The 17074-nt window shown below is 62.1% G+C and carries 12 protein-coding genes; 8 read left to right on the top strand and 4 right to left on the bottom strand.

Annotation, left to right across the window (positions count from 1 at the left end; translation table 11 throughout):
* Positions 1-377: 377 nt before the first annotated feature.
* From DQG19_RS00370 to DQG19_RS00350, 5 genes are all read left to right on the top strand, one after another.
* Complete coding sequence (locus DQG19_RS00370) at positions 378-1307, top strand: DUF547 domain-containing protein (RefSeq protein ID WP_116124249.1); 930 nt, start codon at positions 378-380, stop codon at positions 1305-1307.
* A gap of 20 nt (positions 1308-1327) precedes the next feature.
* Positions 1328-3859: a TIM-barrel domain-containing protein gene (locus DQG19_RS00365; protein ID WP_116124248.1), complete on the top strand. Its 2532-nt coding sequence runs from the start codon at positions 1328-1330 to the stop codon at positions 3857-3859.
* A 25-nt stretch (positions 3860-3884) separates the two neighbouring features.
* Positions 3885-4472: a riboflavin synthase gene (locus DQG19_RS00360; RefSeq protein WP_116124247.1), complete on the top strand. Its 588-nt coding sequence runs from the start codon at positions 3885-3887 to the stop codon at positions 4470-4472.
* 89 nt (positions 4473-4561) lie between these two features.
* Complete coding sequence (locus tag DQG19_RS00355) at positions 4562-5605, top strand: T9SS type A sorting domain-containing protein (protein WP_116124246.1); 1044 nt, start codon at positions 4562-4564, stop codon at positions 5603-5605.
* 64 nt (positions 5606-5669) lie between these two features.
* Complete coding sequence (locus DQG19_RS00350; protein WP_116124245.1) at positions 5670-6650, top strand: T9SS type A sorting domain-containing protein; 981 nt, start codon at positions 5670-5672, stop codon at positions 6648-6650.
* Between the two features lie 9 nt (positions 6651-6659).
* Here DQG19_RS00350 and DQG19_RS00345 read toward each other — a convergent pair whose 3' ends face one another.
* Both DQG19_RS00345 and DQG19_RS00340 read right to left on the bottom strand, forming a co-directional pair.
* Entirely contained in the window at positions 6660-7160 is a 501-nt protein-coding gene (locus DQG19_RS00345; RefSeq protein ID WP_116124244.1) for a ribosome maturation factor RimM, read from the bottom strand.
* Between the two features lie 53 nt (positions 7161-7213).
* On the bottom strand, positions 7214-8188 hold the full coding sequence (locus DQG19_RS00340) for a carbohydrate kinase family protein (protein ID WP_157974241.1): 975 nt from the start codon (positions 8186-8188) through the stop codon (positions 7214-7216).
* Between the two features lie 94 nt (positions 8189-8282).
* On the opposite strand from DQG19_RS00340, the gene ilvA reads away from it, so the two are divergent.
* The 3 genes from ilvA to mqnB are packed head-to-tail and all read left to right on the top strand — an operon-like array spanning position 8283 to position 13507.
* The gene (gene ilvA, locus DQG19_RS00335) at positions 8283-9539 is read left to right on the top strand and encodes a threonine ammonia-lyase (protein ID WP_116124242.1); all 1257 of its coding nucleotides are present in this window, start codon (positions 8283-8285) and stop codon (positions 9537-9539) included.
* A 45-nt stretch (positions 9540-9584) separates the two neighbouring features.
* On the top strand, positions 9585-12812 hold the full coding sequence (locus DQG19_RS00330; protein ID WP_116124241.1) for a UvrD-helicase domain-containing protein: 3228 nt from the start codon (positions 9585-9587) through the stop codon (positions 12810-12812).
* Positions 12809-13507 carry a futalosine hydrolase gene (gene mqnB, locus DQG19_RS00325; protein ID WP_157974240.1) on the top strand — a complete coding sequence of 233 codons (699 nt, stop codon included), beginning with the start codon at positions 12809-12811 and terminating at the stop codon, positions 13505-13507. The genes DQG19_RS00330 and mqnB overlap by 4 nt, the downstream gene beginning before the upstream one ends.
* Positions 13508-13516: 9 nt before the next feature.
* On the opposite strand, the gene DQG19_RS00320 is transcribed toward mqnB, so the two are convergent.
* Both DQG19_RS00320 and DQG19_RS00315 read right to left on the bottom strand, forming a co-directional pair.
* Positions 13517-14629, bottom strand: a complete 1113-nt coding sequence (locus DQG19_RS00320; RefSeq protein ID WP_116124239.1) for an Mrp/NBP35 family ATP-binding protein — start codon at positions 14627-14629, stop codon at positions 13517-13519.
* A 6-nt stretch (positions 14630-14635) separates the two neighbouring features.
* On the bottom strand, positions 14636-17023 hold the full coding sequence (locus DQG19_RS00315) for an endonuclease MutS2 (protein ID WP_116124238.1): 2388 nt from the start codon (positions 17021-17023) through the stop codon (positions 14636-14638).
* Positions 17024-17074: the final 51 nt, after the last annotated feature.

Raw genomic sequence — 17074 nt, 5'->3', positions numbered from 1 at the left:
ATGATCGGCCAGTACGATAAAAGCCTCCGCAAAACTGCGCAGGCTTTTTTCGTGATACCCCACGTAAATGGGGTCACGCCACCCCACCCCCCCTCGTTCTAAGGGTGGATAATGTAAAACAACTATACAGAATGTATTTCGCCCGAATTCCGGGACTAAGAGAATTATTAGTGTATTTATATACCTAATAATGCGCATTAAGTTTTTTAACGGCATTATGCGCCGTGACTTTTTGTTATTATGGTAGTTAGAAAGCTTTTTTTGGCCCGTGCTTTTGCACGGGTCTTTTTTTTGCCCGTGCCGGTCCTGTGAAGGGGCCATTGAACACGCTGCCCCTCCCCGCTTGTTTGCATGCGTGATATAGTTCTACCCCAGATATGATCCGACTGCTTGTTCCCCTGATATTCCTGCTCCTCTCCTGCGCTGACGGGCCTCCGGCTTCGGCCGAACCGCCGAGCAGTGGTGCGCGTACGGAAATCCCGGAAACCATTGTCCAGGACCAGATCGCTTACACCCGCGACCAGACCCCGGAGGCTCCGCTGGAGAACGTACCACCGCCCGCCCAGCCCACGACGCCCACCCCGCGCCCGAAACCGGTGCCGCCCCCGCCGCCCACCAACGCCGCACCCGCGCCCCCGCCTGCCCCCGCGCCCGCCGCCGCTTCCCAGGATGCGCCCGACCACCAGCTGTGGAACCAGCTGCTGCAACGCTACGTATCGGCCAACGGCCGGGTCAACTACGAAGGATTCCGCCAGGACAGTGCCCAACTCAAGAAGTACCTGAAGCTGCTGGGCCGGGCCGTACCCGACGACGGCTGGTCGCGCGACGAGGCGCTGGCGTACTGGATCAACGCGTACAATGCCTTCACCATTCAGTTGATCCTCGACCACTGGCCCGTGAACAGTATCCGCGACATCGACGAGCCCTGGGCTCAGAAATTTATTCGCCTGGAAGGGAAGAGTTACAGCCTCGACCAGATCGAACACCAGATCATCCGTCCGACCTTCTCCGAGCCCCGGATTCACTTCGCGCTGGTGTGCGCCGCCGTCAGCTGTCCCCCCCTGGCCAACCAGGCCTACACCGCCCCACGGCTCGAGGAGATGCTCACCAAGGCCACCCGCAGCTTTATCAACAACGAGCAATTCAACGTCACCCAGGAAGAGGTGGTACGGGTTTCTCCGCTCTTCGACTGGTACGCGGAGGATTTCGGGGATGTAACGAAATTTCTGAACACTTACCTCCGGACCAATATTCCGGCCGGAAAGGAACTTTACTTTCTGGACTACGACTGGGACCTGAATGACTGAGGCTGGGTACCTTCGCGGCCATGGTTAATGTAAAGCAAGGGACCCCGCGTCTTCCCTACCAGCCCGCGCCCGGCACCGTTTTCGAAGGTGATACCCTGAGTACGCTGCGGTACGAAGACGTATACTACAATCACTCCGTCGGTCGCATCAGCGAAGTGCGGCGGATCGACGAGCACCGGTTTGCGTTCGTTTCCGAGGGCACGGTATTTCTGGTGGTGGAGATCTGGTCGGATCACCTCGTCCGCTTTACGTACGGGTACCGCGCTCCCGCCCCCGACTTCAGCTACGCCCGCGCCCCGGAAGCCCGTCCCGCCGCCGCCACGCTGCGGCAGTACACGGAGGGCAGCGGCCATTACCTGGAGACCGCGGCCCTACGGATACACATCGACGGCACCGACGGAGCCGTGGCCATCACGGAACTAGCGTCGGGTACCGAACTTCACCGGCAGGCTACTCCCTTCTACGCGCGCACTACACTGATGAAGGGACTCGACCAGGTGCGGGTACAGCTACTGGCCGCCGAAAAGGAACACTTCTACGGCCTCGGCGATAAGGCCTGGGACACCGACCTGCGCGGGCGAACCTTCGAGAACTGGACCACCGACTCCTTCGCTTACGGCCGCGAACGCGACGCGCTTTACCGGGCCGTACCGTTCTTCTACGGTCTGCGCGACGGCCGTGGCTACGGTGTGTTTCTGGACAACACCTACCGCACGCACTTCGACTTCGACAGCAACGGCGACGGGCTCGTGACCCTCTGGGCCGACGGCGGAGCCTTCGACTATTACTTCATCGCCGGCCCCCAACTCGACCGCGTGGCCAGCCGCTACGCAGGCCTCACGGGCGTGCCCGAACTTCCGCCCCTCTGGAGCCTCGGCTACCACCAGTGCCGGTGGAGCTACTACCCCGAGGAGCGGGTCCGGGAGGTAGCCGATGCCTTCCGGGTAAAAGCGATCCCCTGTGATGCCATCTACCTGGACATCGACTACATGGACGAATACCGCTGCTTTACCTGGAACCCGGAGTACTTCCCCGACCCAAAGGAAATGATCTCCGCCCTGGCGGCCGAAGGCTTCCATACAGTGGTCATGATCGACCCGGGAATCCGGGTCGACGAAGACTACCCGGTGTACGCGGAAGGGGTAAAGATCGATGCCTTCTGCCGCCGCAGCACCGGCGAGCAGATGGTGGGCCCGGTTTGGCCGCCGCAGTGCGTGTGGCCCGACTACACCAACCCGCGCGTCCGCGACTGGTGGGGACAACTTTACCGGGAGCTCTACGTCGAGCAGGGCGTCAGCGGTTTCTGGAACGACATGAACGAGCCCGCCATGTTCAAGGTCAACGCCATGACCTTCCCGCCCGACGTACGTCACGACTTTGACGGACAGACGGGCGACCACAAAAAGGCACACAACATCTACGGCATGCAGATGGCCCGCGCCACCTACGAAGGGCTCCGCAAGCTGCAGCCCGCCAAGCGCCCCTTCCTGCTGGCCCGGGCCAACTACAGCGGCGGCCAGCGGTTCGCTTCGCTGTGGACCGGCGACAACATTGCCAGCTGGGAGCACCTCGCCCTGGCCAACCGGCAGTGCCTGCGGCTATCGATCAGCGGATACAGCTTCGTGGGTACCGATATCGGGGGATTCGTGGACGACCCCAGTCCCGAATTGCTCACCCGCTGGCTGCAACTAGCGGTCTTCCACCCGCTGATGCGCATCCACAGCATGGGCAACAACACCGACGGGGCGGCGGAGGCCGAGGCCGACGAAGTCAAGGAGGCGGAAGCCAACAACCGACAGGACCAAGAACCGTGGGTACACGGCGGCGAGCATACCGACCGCAACCGGAAGGCCATCGAGCTACGTTACCGCTTGTTGCCCTACCTCTATACCGCCTTCGAACGCCACGTGGCTACCGGCGTGCCGGTCCTGCGCAACCTGTTTTTCTACGACCAAAACGATGCGCGCTGCCGCAAGTACGCCGACCAGTTCCTGGCGGGCGAAGACTTGCTGGTCTGCCCCGTCGTTCAGCCCGGGGTAAAGAGCCTGACCGTCTACCTGCCCCGGGGCAACTGGTACAGCTTCTGGACCGGCAAGCGCTTCGAAGGGGGCCGCACGGTACGTATCCGTCTGCACGCCGACCGGTTGCCCATCTTCGTGCGGGCTGGCGCGATCGTGCCCACGGTACCGGTGGTCCAGCACACAGCCGCCCTGCGCGATGCCGAACGGCTGGAACTATCCGTGTACCTGGACAATGCGGGCACCGGAAGCTTCTACTGGGATGCAGGCGATGGGTATGGCTACGAAACCGGGCAGTATAGCCGCCGCACCTTCACCCTGGTTCGAGAGGGCGGCGCCGTGACGGTGGAACAGGCGTGGGAGGGCGATTTTCGCAGCGGCTTCCAAACCATGGTCATCCAACTAATCGGACTGAACGAAGCCCCGGGCCGCGTGACCGTCGACGGAAACCTTTTACCCGACGCGCCGCGTTTTGACCGGCAGACCGCCTCCGTTGAGGTACCCTACGATTTCCGGCGGGTCGTCATCGAGTAAGCCCGCCCACCAAAACTGCCCTACCATGTTCACAGGAATCATCGAAGCCGCCGGCACCCTTACGGATATCGTCCGGGAAGACGAAAACGTCCACTTCAGCGTAGCAAGCCCGATCAGCGCCGAACTGAAGATCGACCAGAGCCTGGCCCACGATGGCGTCTGCCTGACGGTGGTCGCCCTCGGGGAGGGGACCCACACCGTCACGGCTATCCGGGAGACGCTCGACCGTACCCGCCTCGGGGACTGGCGGATCGGCGGTACGGTAAACCTGGAGCGGGCCATGCAGGCCGGGGCACGCCTCGACGGGCACATCGTACAGGGCCACGTCGATACCGTAGGCGAATGCATCGAGGTAGTAGAAAGCGGCGGCAGCTGGTACTACACCTTCCGCTACGCGAGCGATGACCTGCTGGTCGATAAGGGCAGCATTTGCGTCAACGGGGTAAGCCTGACGGTCGTCACCCCCACCGATGACACCTTCCGGGTGGCCATCATCCCCTACACCCATGCGCATACTAACTTCGGTACGTTGGATGTCGGAAGCCAGGTCAACCTGGAGTTCGATATTATCGGCAAATACATCGCGCGGCAGATGGCAGCGTACCGGAGATAAAGTTTTCTTAAGGGAAAATAATTCACCGATTGCTGGGAACAAATGGGTGATCTTAGGACTGCATTTAACTACATCCCAAAACTCCCCGCATGATGAAGACCTTACTTTTTTCCTTACTGACCCTGCTCGTTTCCGCTACGATCTACGCGCAGCAGCCCATCGATCTCGAACCTATATCTACAGTCAGGCTAACCAAGCCCCCCGTGTCGATCGCAAAGGCAGTTGCGGACACATTGGCACCCGATGTCCTGACCGATCCCTGTGCAGAAACCGTGACCATATACGGCATCACTGAGGAAATACCCGGGTATGTTCTAGGCAGCAACGCCCTCGGGACCCTAAGCATACTGCAGCGCATCCAGGCCAATTCCAACGCGCCCTTCCTGGTGACCAGCATTTCGGTGGCGTTTGCAGATTACGATGACGAAATAAGCAATACCTCCGTCCGGGCGGTAGTCTACGATGATCTCGGGGCCGACGGGTCGTTCGGCAGTTTTCTGGGCGGCAGCGAATCCATACAGGTAGACGACATCGTGCTTCCTCCGACCGGCCAAATCGCGTTGACCACCTTCAATTTTTCGACTCCCGTGCTGGTCCAGACCGACAGTTCCTTCCTGATCGGCATCGATTTTGCCGACACCTATACCTCGAATGAAGAGGGCTACATCGGCCTTTTCAGTACCCAGGACGGTTGCGGAAGCGGCACCAATACCTTCGAAACCTACGAAGAGAACGGAAATACGCTCTACAGCAGCATCGCAAACAGCTACTCCTTCACCGACCCCAATACGCAGCAAACCGACAACATCGATATTGAGCTGGTAGTCTTTGTGACAATCGAGACCGATATCAATACGTCCACCCATTCCCCAACGGCGGACTACCACGCTAGCGTTCAGCCAAACCCCACCACAGGCAACGCACTCTTTAAGTTCGTGGCCGGTTCGATGCCCCGGACCTACTCGGCCAGCCTGACTGATCTGGCGGGTAAAGTACTCCGGCAACAAAAGATTGAGGGACGGTCCGGCACGCAACAGTTGGAATGGGACCTTTCCGACCTCTCTACTGGCCTTTACCTTTACCACATCGACGGCCCCGAGGGCCGGCAGTCCGGTAAGGTGATCAAGCAATAAATTTTACTCCGGTAGCCGCCCGGGTCCCTACGGATCCGGGCGGCTTTTTTCTATCCTGCTTCCCATGAATACTTTTCTCCGCATAGCCATTTTTTGGTGCGCCGTTTCGGGCGTTTGCGCTGCCCAGTCCGGTAGCCGGCCCGGCTTCGTCGCCGCTTCCCGGCTGGTCGTTGATACCCTCACTTCGGCCATCCTCACGGAACCGTGCGCGGAGAACTTCCAGATTTTTGGCGTCGTAATCGGTCAAGGTTTCGTCACGGGTGCCAACTCGGACGGTGACCGCCTGAAACTGCAGCGCATCGAGCGCGGCTCCACCGAGCCGGTTCGCGTAACTTCGGTCGGCGTAGCTTTTGCCCCCTTCCAGGGCAACATCGCGGACCGCAAGCTGCGGGTCGAACTGTACGCCGATACCACCGCCAGCGATACGATCGGCCGGCTGATCGCCGTCAGCGATAGCGTCCGGGTAGGCGACTTCACGCAACCGGGGCGCAATGGATCGTATACCAATTTCACCTTCCCGGAACCCCTGTTACTGGAGGAATCATCCTTCCTGGTGGGGGTCAATTTCGATGAGGCATACGCCGAATCGGACACCGGCTACGTGGGCATTTACCACACCAATCCCGGCTGCGGCGACGGGACCAACGTCATCGAAGGGATACCGGACGCTTCGGGGACCCTGCGCTATACTACCCTCGCCGACAATCGCGCCGGCCTGAACGTGGAACTGTTTATCCGCGTGGTCGTGGACACCGAAACCGACCCGAATCCGGTCTTCAACCTGCCGACCGCCGACTACGCCGCCAGCGTTAGCCCCAATCCCGCCCGGGCCAGCGCTACCCTTTCCTTCCAGACTGGTTCCTCGGGCTCCTATACCGTCGGGTTGACCGACCCGACGGGCCGCAACGTATTCCGAAAGCGGGTACCCGCCAGCGGCGGCGGCGCGCAGGTGCAGTGGGAGCTATCCATCCTGCCCGCGGGGCTCTACATTTATCACATCGATGGCCCCGCCGGTCGCCAATCCGGAAAGCTTATCGTCCGGTAGTCAGCGGTCCTAGAGGTCCAGCAGACCACCGGGCAACTCCATCAGCAGTACGGATTCCTCCCCGCGGACCTCGCGGATCAGGTCCTCGTGCAGCGGAATGTAAACGGTCTTCTCCTGGTGGGTTATTTCGGCGAGGTAGTGCTCCGGCAGGTCCACGATACCGACGATGGGCCCCATTTCCGGATACCCCTCGGCCTGGATACAGTACCCCACCACCCCGTCCCAGGGGGTCGCTTCGTCCGGCGCCTCGGCACTCACTTCGGAGGCCGGCAGCAGCAGCGGCTTGTTGGACAACAGGGAGACCTGCTCGCGCGTGTCGAAGCGCTCGAGCTTCACGGTAAGCTTTCCTCCCTGCCGGAACCGCTCCACGAAGTAAGGAATGGGCTTCTCGCCGACCAGTATCGCGCGGGCGAGCAGCAGATCGTCCTCGTAGCATTCGTCAACGAAGAGCGTAAGTTCGCCCCGGATGCCGTGGGGCCGTCCCGTCGTGCCGATCTGTACGAGTTCCATTACCCGCAAAGATACTACCTGCCCGAACCAGAACGAAGCGGATGTCTGCCAATCTACGGTCGCGATACGGCTACGGGCTGGGGGCCGGAGCCGGCAAGGTCCAGGATCTTCTTTAGCGAGATCGGTTTCCGCAGCGGGCCAACGGTGACGAGCTTTTGCTCCGCTACCCCGCGTCCGGCCAGGGCGCAGTATTCCCACGAGTTTCCCGCCAGGTGGGCGGCCAGGAAGCCAGACCAGAACGCGTCCCCCGCCCCCGTGGTGTCGGCCACGTCCACGGGCCGCGTAGCCAGGGTGAACGCTCCTGCTGGTGTGGAAACATGGCACCCGCGCTCGCCGAGCGTCAGGCACACCACTTCCGCCCCCCAGTCGTGAATGCGACTGGCCGCCTTCGCGGGATCGGAAACCGGTACGCCGAAGAGCCGTTCGTAGTCGACGTCACTGAACTTGGCCAGGGCCCGGCCGCCCGGTAACCCGAGGTAGGCGGCCAGCGTACGCCGCGCCTCGTCGCGGTCGGGCCAGATCTTGGCGGCGTAGTTCGCGTCAATGCTCAGCCGCCGCCCCGCTTCCGCCACCCGCGCGGCAACCTCCAGTAGGGTTCCGCGGGCCGGTTCCCGGCTAAGGGCGAAGGCCGTTGTATGAAAAATTCGCAGTTTATCCGTCATGCCACGGTGTACCTGACCGGGTAGGATGTGCAGGTCGGCGGAACGGTAGGCTTCGAAGTCGCTGACCTTCCGCGAGCGCGTCACGAGGATGGCCGTGGTCGGGTAGGCGGAGGTACGCCGCACACAGGTGATGTCTACCCCCCGCTGTTGCAGTTCCTCGAGGATCAGGGCGCCGCTGTCGTCACAGCCTACGGTGGCCAGCAGGCCCGCGGACTGCCCGAGCAGGGCCAGGTTGGCGGCCAGGTTGGCCGGACTTCCGCCTACGAAGCGGCGGTAGGTGGCGGCGGAACGAAAGGAGTCGGCGTACTCGGTGCTGATCAGGTCGATCAGCACTTCGCCGGCACAGAGGATGGCGGGGAAGCTCATGCGAGCAAGATACAGGGACTCTACCGGATTCTTCCGGTCACTCCAATTTGGCGTATACATGCCATGGACCGCCGCGGTCAGTTACCTTTACGGTATGACAGAAAGCGAGGTAAAGCTGATCTCGGTCGAAGAAGTAATCAAGGCCCGCCACCGGCTCCGCGGCGTGGCGCTTGAGACACCGCTGATGCGCAGTACGCGGCTGAGTAAGCTGTATAACGCGGACATCTATCTGAAGCGGGAGGACCTGCAGGAAGTACGCAGTTATAAGATTCGCGGTAGCTACAACAAGATGGCATCCCTGAGCCAGGAGGAACGCGACCGCGGCGTGGTATGCGCCAGTGCCGGCAACCACGCCCAGGGGCTCGCCTACGCCTGCAACGCCATGCAGGTGAAGGGGGTCATCTTTATGCCGGTCGTGACGCCTTCGCAGAAGGTCCGTAAGGTGCGCATGTTCGGTGGGGATTGCGTGGAGGTAGTACTCATCGGCGACACCTACGACGACGCGTACAGTGAATCGATGCGCGTCGCGGAGGAGCGGGGACTGACATATGTTCATCCCTTCGACGACCCGAAGACCATCGCCGGACAAGGCACCGTGGGCCTGGAGATCCTCGACGCCGCCACTAAGCCGATCGACCTGGTGGTCATGGCCGTGGGCGGCGGTGGCCTGAGTGCCGGTGTCGGCAGCGTATTCCGGCAGCTGAGTCCGAACACTACGCTCATTGGAGTGGAGCCCTCCGGTGCGCCAGCCATGTACAACAGCCTGCGCGCCGGCCACGTGGTGACGCTGGACACCATCGACAGCTTCGTCGACGGGGCGGCGGTCCGCCGGGTGGGCAAGCACAACTTCCCGATCGTGCGCGATACGGTGGAGCGCATCGAATTGGTCGACGAAGGCAAGGTGTGCGGGGTCATGCTCGACCTCTATAATGAAGACGGGCTGGTAGTGGAACCCGCCGGTGCCCTGTCCATCGCCGTGCTGGATCAGTTGGGTGACCTAAGCGGCAAGCACATCGTATGCATCATCAGCGGCGGCAACAACGACATCACCCGTACGCCGGAGATCCAGGAGCGCGCGCTGATGTACGCCGGCCTGAAGCACTATTTCATTGTTGAGTTTCCCCAACGGTCCGGAGCGCTGCGCGACTTCCTCGACGTGTTGGGCCCGGACGACGACATTACCCACTTCGAGTACACCAAAAAGCACAACCGCGCGATGGGTCCCGCCCTGGTGGGCATCCAGCTCGGCATGCGTGGGGACTTCGACGAGCTTATCCGGCGCATGGACGCCCGCAAATTGCGCTATGAGCACCTCAACGACCAGCCGATCCTGTTTGAGATGCTGATCTGACCCTTTCAAACATTTCGTTTACATTAGCGCAAGAATTTCTCTCGATTGTTACAAAATCTAAAACTGATCTCCGCGGGCGCGGGCAGCGGTAAGACCTACCGCCTGACGCAGGAGATGACGGCCCTGCTGACGGAGGGCTCCGTACGTCCGGCGGGCATCATCGCTACCACCTTCACCAAACGCGCCGCCGCGGAACTCAAGGAACGGGTCCGGGTGGCCCTGCTAAGGAAGGGCCTTACCCGCGAGGCCAACGAGTTGACGAGCGCCCTCATCGGCACGGTCCACGGCCTTGGCGTCAAACTGCTGCGGCGCTTTGCCTACGAAGCGGGCGTGAGTCCGCAAGTGGACATCATCGCCGACGGCGACGGGCAACGCCTGTTCAATCTGAGCATGGCCAAAGTGATCAAGATCGAGCAGATACAGGCCATTGAGAACCTGTGCGTCCGGCTCAGCCTCAGCCAGGGCAATGACAAGTACAACTGGCGCGGCGACGTACTCAATCTCGTGGAGATCATTCGCGGCAACAACTTTTCCGCGGAGGACATCGCGCGCAGCAGGTGGAAAAGCTGGGAGAGCCTCGCCGCCTACCTGCCGCCGGTAAACGACGACCTCTCCCTTGAGCAGTTCCATACGCGCCTCGAGCGACTGCTGAAAGAAACCCGGCAGCAACTACTGGACAACGAGCGCGACCAGACGAAGAAAACCGACGGCGTCGCCCAACGGCTGCGCGACCTGCTCCGCCAACTCAAGGAACGCGACGCCCTCCCCTGGGCCGAGTATGCCAAGCTGGCACGCCTGGAGCAGGACGTCGGAGCCAAGAGCCGGGAGCTGGTGACCGAGTTGGCCGAGCTGGGCGCGCGCCACGCCTCCCTGCGCGGATTCCAGGACGACCTGAAGGGATACCAGGACCTTCTTTTCGACTTTGCCGCCGAGGCGATCAGGGAATACGATACCTTCAAAAAAAACCGGGGCCGAATCGACTACACGGACATGGAGGTCCTGGTGCTGGACCTGCTGGATAACCCCAATGTGCAGGAAACGCTGCGCCGCGAGCTCGACCTGCTCATGGTCGACGAATTCCAGGACACCTCCCCCATGCAGCTGGCGATCTTCCTGCGCCTCAGCGAACTGGCCCGCCGGAGCGTATGGGTGGGTGACCCCAAACAGTCTATCTACGGCTTCCGCGGCGCGGAACCCCGGCTGATGGCAGCGGTGATGCAGGCCAACGGCCCCATCGACCCGGCCAATATTCAGCGCGACAGCTGGCGGAGCCGCCAGGAGCTGGTGTACGCCTGCAACAGTTTGTTCGTCGCGGCCTTCCCAGAATTTAGTCCCAAGGAGGTCAGCCTCGAACCGATCCGGTGCCCCGCCGGGACCGAGCACAGTCCCCCGGAGAGCGAAGAACTGGCAGCGACCGGCGCACTGATCCACTGGCACTTCGAGGTGGAATCCGGTCGCTACAATGCGGAGTTTCTCCGGGATGCCCTTGCCAAAGCCGTTCGCGAGTTGCTGGCCAACCCGCCGCTGATCCTGCCGAAGGGGGCCAAACAGGAGCGTCGCCTGGTTGCCGGTGACGTTGCCATCCTCTGCCGATCCAACCAGGGTTGCTTCGACCTGGCCGATTCGCTCGCCAAGCAGGGCATCCCCGCCGCGATTGCCCGCAAGGGACTGATGCAGACGGCCGAAGCCACCTTCATTCTCGCCTGCCTGAAGTATATGCTCAACCCGTCCGACACCCTGTCGGTCGCCGAGATACTGCTCTTCGGGGCCCGCCGGAGTCTGCCGGAAATCATCGATCTCCGGCTGGCGTTCCTGTCCGCCACCGACGTCGACGAAGCGTGGGCACGCGACCAGGACATTATCCGTACCCTGGACGAATTGCGCACCGTCACCTCCGAGCATTCGACCAGTGAGATGCTCAACATCATTCTCGAACGCGCGGACGTGCGGCGCATCGCCGTCGCCTGGGGGACGGGTGAACAACGCCTCAGCAATATCGACGAGATCCGTCGCCTCGCCGTCGCCTACGAAGACCACTGTCACCATCAGCACACGGCCGCCTCCCTTGGCGGGTTTCTCCTTTACCTGGACGGGCTGGTACGCGACAAGGACGACCAGCAGGGAGCCAGTGAGCGCCCGGAAGCCGTCAATGTACTGACCTACCACAAGAGTAAGGGACTGGAGTGGCCGGCGGTCGTGTGCTATGACCTCGACCAAAATCTTCGCGCCGGGGTCTGGGGGCGGGCCGTTGTCCCCAACGATCCCGACGCCCCGGTCGACCTGGAACGACCACTTGCCAACCGGTGGCTCCGGTACTGGGTCAACCCCTACGGCAAACTGGCCAAGGGCGTCCCACTCATCGAGACGCTCGCGGAAAGCAGCTGGCAGGAACGCGCGACGGAGGAAGCCCTGGCCGAAGAGGCTCGCCTGCTCTACGTGGGCATGACCCGCGCCCGGGACTACCTCATTCTGCCCACCGGGAAGAACGGCGCCAGCTGGGTGGACCGCGTGTACGCCCGCGGCGGCAAGGCCACCTCCGTCCTGGAGCCAGGCACTTCCGAAACGCCCTTTTCCTGGAACGGGATGGACATCGACAAACGCTACCAGCAGTGGACGGAGCCGCGGCAGCAGCCCGCCTACCCGATGGCCTTTCACGAAATTCCCTTCATCGACCGGCAACGCAGCGGGCGGCAATCTTTCCCTCCCCTCCGCGTGACCGAAGAGTTCCTGCTGAGCCTGGCCAACGGTACCGCCCCCGGGCAACCCCTGCGCTACGTCGATCTGCCGGAACCCGAGCCGGCCACCGACCAGCGCGTACTGGCCCGCTGTATCGCCCACTTTCTCGCCGGCGACCCCGTAGCCGGCGGCGATCAGGATTACCGCCGCGAGCTGGCGACCGGCCTGCTGGACGACTTCGCGCCCGGCGGAGACCCGGAACCGGATACGCTATTGCACGCTTCGGACGGGTTCCACTCCTTACGCGACAGCAACTGGCCCGATGCGACCTTCCGCTGCCGCGTCGCCGTGCGCGGAACGGTGCGCGGCCACCGGTACGGCGGCCACATCGACTGGCTTGGCGAGCAGCCCGATGGCAGCCTGATCTTACTCCAGGATGTATGCTTGTCCGGAAAGCAATTTCAGCAGCAATCGGCGCTCCGCATCGCGGAAGTCAAGCTGCTCGCCGAAGTTCTGCACCAATCTACTTCCGCCCCGGTGACTGCGGCCTTTCTTCACTTTCCGGGCACGGGAGAACTAGCGGAGGTCCCCCTATGAGATTGCTCCTGCTCGCAGCCACCCCCGCCGAGATAGCCCCGACCGTGACGTGGTTGCGGGAAACGGCTACCGCCACGCGGCGGGACGTCCTGCAGTTTCCTAAAACCGAGATCCAACTTCTGTTTACCGGGATCGGACCGGTACGCACCGCTTTCGCCCTCGGCCAAGTACTGCAAGGATCCGATCGCCCCTTTCTCGCCGTACAGGCGGGGGTGGCAGGTACCCTGGATCCCTCCCTGGATCTGGGTGACGTTGTGAATGTAACTTCGGAGCTGTTCTACGACGACGGCGCGGAAAACACGGATGGCAGTCCCGTGAACCTCCCCGCCATGGGCTTTGCATTTGCGGCTCCCTTTGATGCGGACGGGGTGCTGCGCCCCCCGGGGCCGGCGGGCCTCCTACCCTTCCCGCAGGTAGCGGGGGGCACGGCGGGCCGGGCTACGGGCTCGGCTGAACGCATCGCCTGGATCCGGCGGCACTATCCGGAGGTACAAGTGGAAAGCATGGAGGGCGCGGCATTCATTTACGCCGCCCTCTCCACCGGCGTGGAGGCACTGCAACTCCGCAGTATCAGCAACCGGGTGACTCCCCGTGACCGGGAAGCGTGGGACCTGCCCAGCGCAATCACGAACCTGAACGCCGCCCTCCGCCGGGTACTGGAGCCCTTTCTTCAGCCGCTGGACCAAGCAGAGTAACGAAAGCTGTTATTCCTTCATGGAAACCTTGGCCGTGGGCCCCATCATTTCGTTGCGCAGTGCGGTTTGCCGTGCGACGTTGCGGGCCACGGTCAGCCAGGCCTCTCGTGTCAGTTCGTCCTCCTTCCGGAGAATGGCCGGCGCGCCACTGTCGCCGCCTTCGCGTATGGACTGGACCAGCGGAATCTGCCCCAACAGCATACTGTTGCTCTTCCGGGCCAGTGCCTTGCCCCCGCCCTGCCCGAAGATGTAGTACTTGTTGTCGGGAAGCTCAGCGGGGGTGAAGTAGGACATATTTTCCACTACCCCCAGCACCGGTACCTGGACGTCCGGCAGGAAGAACATATTCATCGCCTTCACCGCGTCGGCCAGCGCTACGTCCTGCGGCGTGGTGACCAGCACCGCACCGGTGACGCTGACGGTCTGCACCAGGGTAAGTTGCACGTCGCCGGTTCCGGGGGGAAGGTCGACGATCAGGTAGTCCAGTGGTGGCCAGATCGTCTCTTCGATGAATTGGCGGATAATGCCGGCCAGGCGTGGCCCGCGGAGTACGACCGCCTGCTCCGGGTCCACGACAAAGCCGGTACTCATCACCGGCAGTCCGTAGGCGAAGAGCGGCTTGATCTTGGGTTTGCCGTACACCTTTTCTACTTGCGGGCGCTGTCCCTGCAACCCCAGCATGGTCGGAGCGGAGGGTCCGTAAACGTCGGCGTCCAGCAAACCGACGGTAGCTCCCAGCTCCTGCAGGCCGAGCGCCAGATTTACCGCCACGGTGCTCTTCCCTACCCCGCCCTTCCCGCTGGCTACGGCGATGATGTTGCGCACGTGCGGCAGGGGATTGTCCTTTTGGGGGCCGCCGCCCTGCCCCGCGCCGGCCGTGGCGGCCGGGTTCTGCATGTGGACGTGCACGTTAGCGGAGGGATACACGGACAGGATGGCCTCCTGACAGGCGAAGTTGAGTTGCTGCTTGTAGTTTTCGTCGAGCTTGGGCAGCTGCAGCGTAAACGACACCTCGGGTGCCTCCACCTTCAGGTGAAGCACCATATTGGCGCTGATGATATCCTGCCCCGTTTTGGGGTCCGTGACCGTGGACAGTGCCTCGGCGATTTTGCTAACTTCCATAAGCGATTAAAGGTCTACGATGGTGACGCCCTCCCCCCCCTGCTCGCGGGGTGGCGTACTCAGGCTGAAGTCTTGATTATACTCCTTTAGTTTTTGCCGGACCGCCCGGCGGAGGGCCCCGCTGCCCTTACCGTGTACGATGCGCAGTTGACTGGCATTGGCCATCAGGGCCTGGTCGATAAAGGCCTGGGTAGTATGGAGCACTTCCTCGTACCGCATGCCGCGGACGTCGAGCTTGTTGCTGAAGGTGGCTACGGTCGTCACATCACTGGAGACGCTGCGCTCCTTACGGAGCGGCAGTGGGTTATCGGTATGCTCCAGGTCGCGCAGGTTGGCCGTCAGGCGCAGGTCGCCGACGATTACGATGGCCCGTTTTTTGTCGATGCTCTCGATGGTGCCGGAGGCCCCGCCGGTGCGCAACTTGACATAATCGCCTTCCGCGAATTGCCGCTTGCCACCTTTTCCGGATTTGGGCTGGTAGTAAATGTTCTCGCGGAGATCGGTGACCTGCTCGCTGATCTTTTCCCGTTCCTCACGCAGCTCCTTGGCCTTTTCCTTGGCTTCGTCGATCTTCTTTTCTTCGCGGAGTTTGCGGATCAGGTTCTCCATCTCCTTGTTGTACTTGGCGGTCTCGGCCAGGGATTGTTCTTTGGCCTCCAGCTTCAGTCGCTTGCGGCGGACCTCCATGTCGCGGTGGAGCTCCTCATAGGTGCGGGTCAGGGCATCGAGCGTCTTCTGCTTCTGTTCCAGCGCCGTAAGCTTCTCCTCCACCTCCTGTTTCTCGCGCTGGAGATCGACCAGCAGCTCGTCCACGGCCCGCTCGTTCTTGCCGGCGCGGCGGCGGGCGTAGTCCAGGGTATCGCCCGGCAGACCGCTTTTCTGGGCGATCTCGAAGGCGTAGCTGGATCCCGGCCGGCCTACGTTCAGCTCGTAAGTAGGACTCAGCGTATCCTTGTCGAAGTTCATCCCCCCGTTGATGATGCCCGAGGTCTTGTAGGCGTACATCTTGAGGTTGCTGTAGTGGGTAGTGATCACCCCGAGTGCCCGGCGGGCATTCAGACCTTCCAGTATACCCTCGGCAATAGCACCGCCGAGTGCCGGATCGGTACCCGCGCCGAATTCGTCGATGAGTACCAGCGTCTGGGCGTCGGCGGACTTCAGGAATTGCCGGGCGTTTTGCAGCCGGCTGCTGTAGGTGGACAGGTCGTCTTCCAGACTCTGCTGGTCCCCGATGTCGGTGAAGATCCGGGTAAACATGCCGAGCTCACTTTCCTTGTCCACAGTCACCAGCAGGCCGCTTTGTGCCATGAGCTGCAAGAGGCCCACCGACTTCATGGAGATCGACTTGCCCCCGGCGTTGGGTCCTGAGAGCATCAGCAAGCGGTTCTTGCCGCGCAGCTTCAGGTCAAAGGCCACCGTCTTCTTCCCGTACGGCTTGTTCTTGAGGTACAGCAGGGGATGCCGGCCTTCCTTGATGTTGATGCCCGGACGGGGATCGACACGCGGGCGCTCGGCCTTCATCTGCCCGGCCAGCGTGGCCTTGGCTTGTACCACGTCGAAGGTGGTGATTAGGTCCTGGTAGGCGGCCATCCGGTCGACGTGGGGGCGCAGGGCGGCGGATACCTCCCGAAGGATACGAAAGATCTCGCGGCGCTCCTCCTGCTGCAGATCGAAGATGTCGTTGTTGATGGAGATCACCTCATCGGGCTCGATGTAGGCGGTCTTGCCGGTCGCCGATTCGTCGTGGATGATGCCCCGTATCTGACGCTTGTGCTCGCTGGGCACGGCGAGGACCCGCCGGCCGTTGCGGAAGCTTTCCACGGTATCGGTGAGGTAACCGGCGCGGCGGTACTTCTCGATGACGGCCCGGAACGCCTTCTCCACCTCCCGCTGCTTGCTGCCGATCAACCGCCGGATGCGGCTCAGTTCATCCGAGGCGTCCGACCGGATATGCCCCTCGACGTCGATCACCGCTTCGATGGCGGCGGACAGTTCGGGCACGTATTCCACCTCGCGGACCAGTCCGTATAAGTGCGGGAACGCGGTCTGTCGGCCCGTAGAGGAGAAGAACCCGAAAAGTTGCTTGGCCTGCAGCAGCAGCACGTTCACCTTGGCGAGGCCGGACTCGACCAGCGCGTAGCCTTCCACGCGCAAGGCCCGAAGCTCCTCGCTGATGTCTTCGTAACCGTTGACCGTCAGCATGTTGCGCTCCTCCGTACCCTGACGGAATTCCGCCACCTCCTCTAGCCAGCGGTTGACTTCCGCTACGTCGGTTGACGGCAGGAGCCCACGGGCGCGCTCACGACCGAGATCACCCTGACACTGCCGTTCCAGCAGGTCGAGGACTTTGTCAAATTCCAGTTTTTCAAGGGTATCCGCGGGGAGTAGCTGCATAAATCAACACAAAATGTAGAAAGGTAAACGGGCCGTGGGGACCGATGGTTG

The sequence above is a fragment of the Lewinella sp. IMCC34183 genome (assembly GCF_003390915.1).
Lineage (GTDB): Bacteria > Bacteroidota > Bacteroidia > Chitinophagales > Saprospiraceae > Neolewinella.
This window is presented reverse-complemented; position numbering and strand designations above follow the sequence as displayed.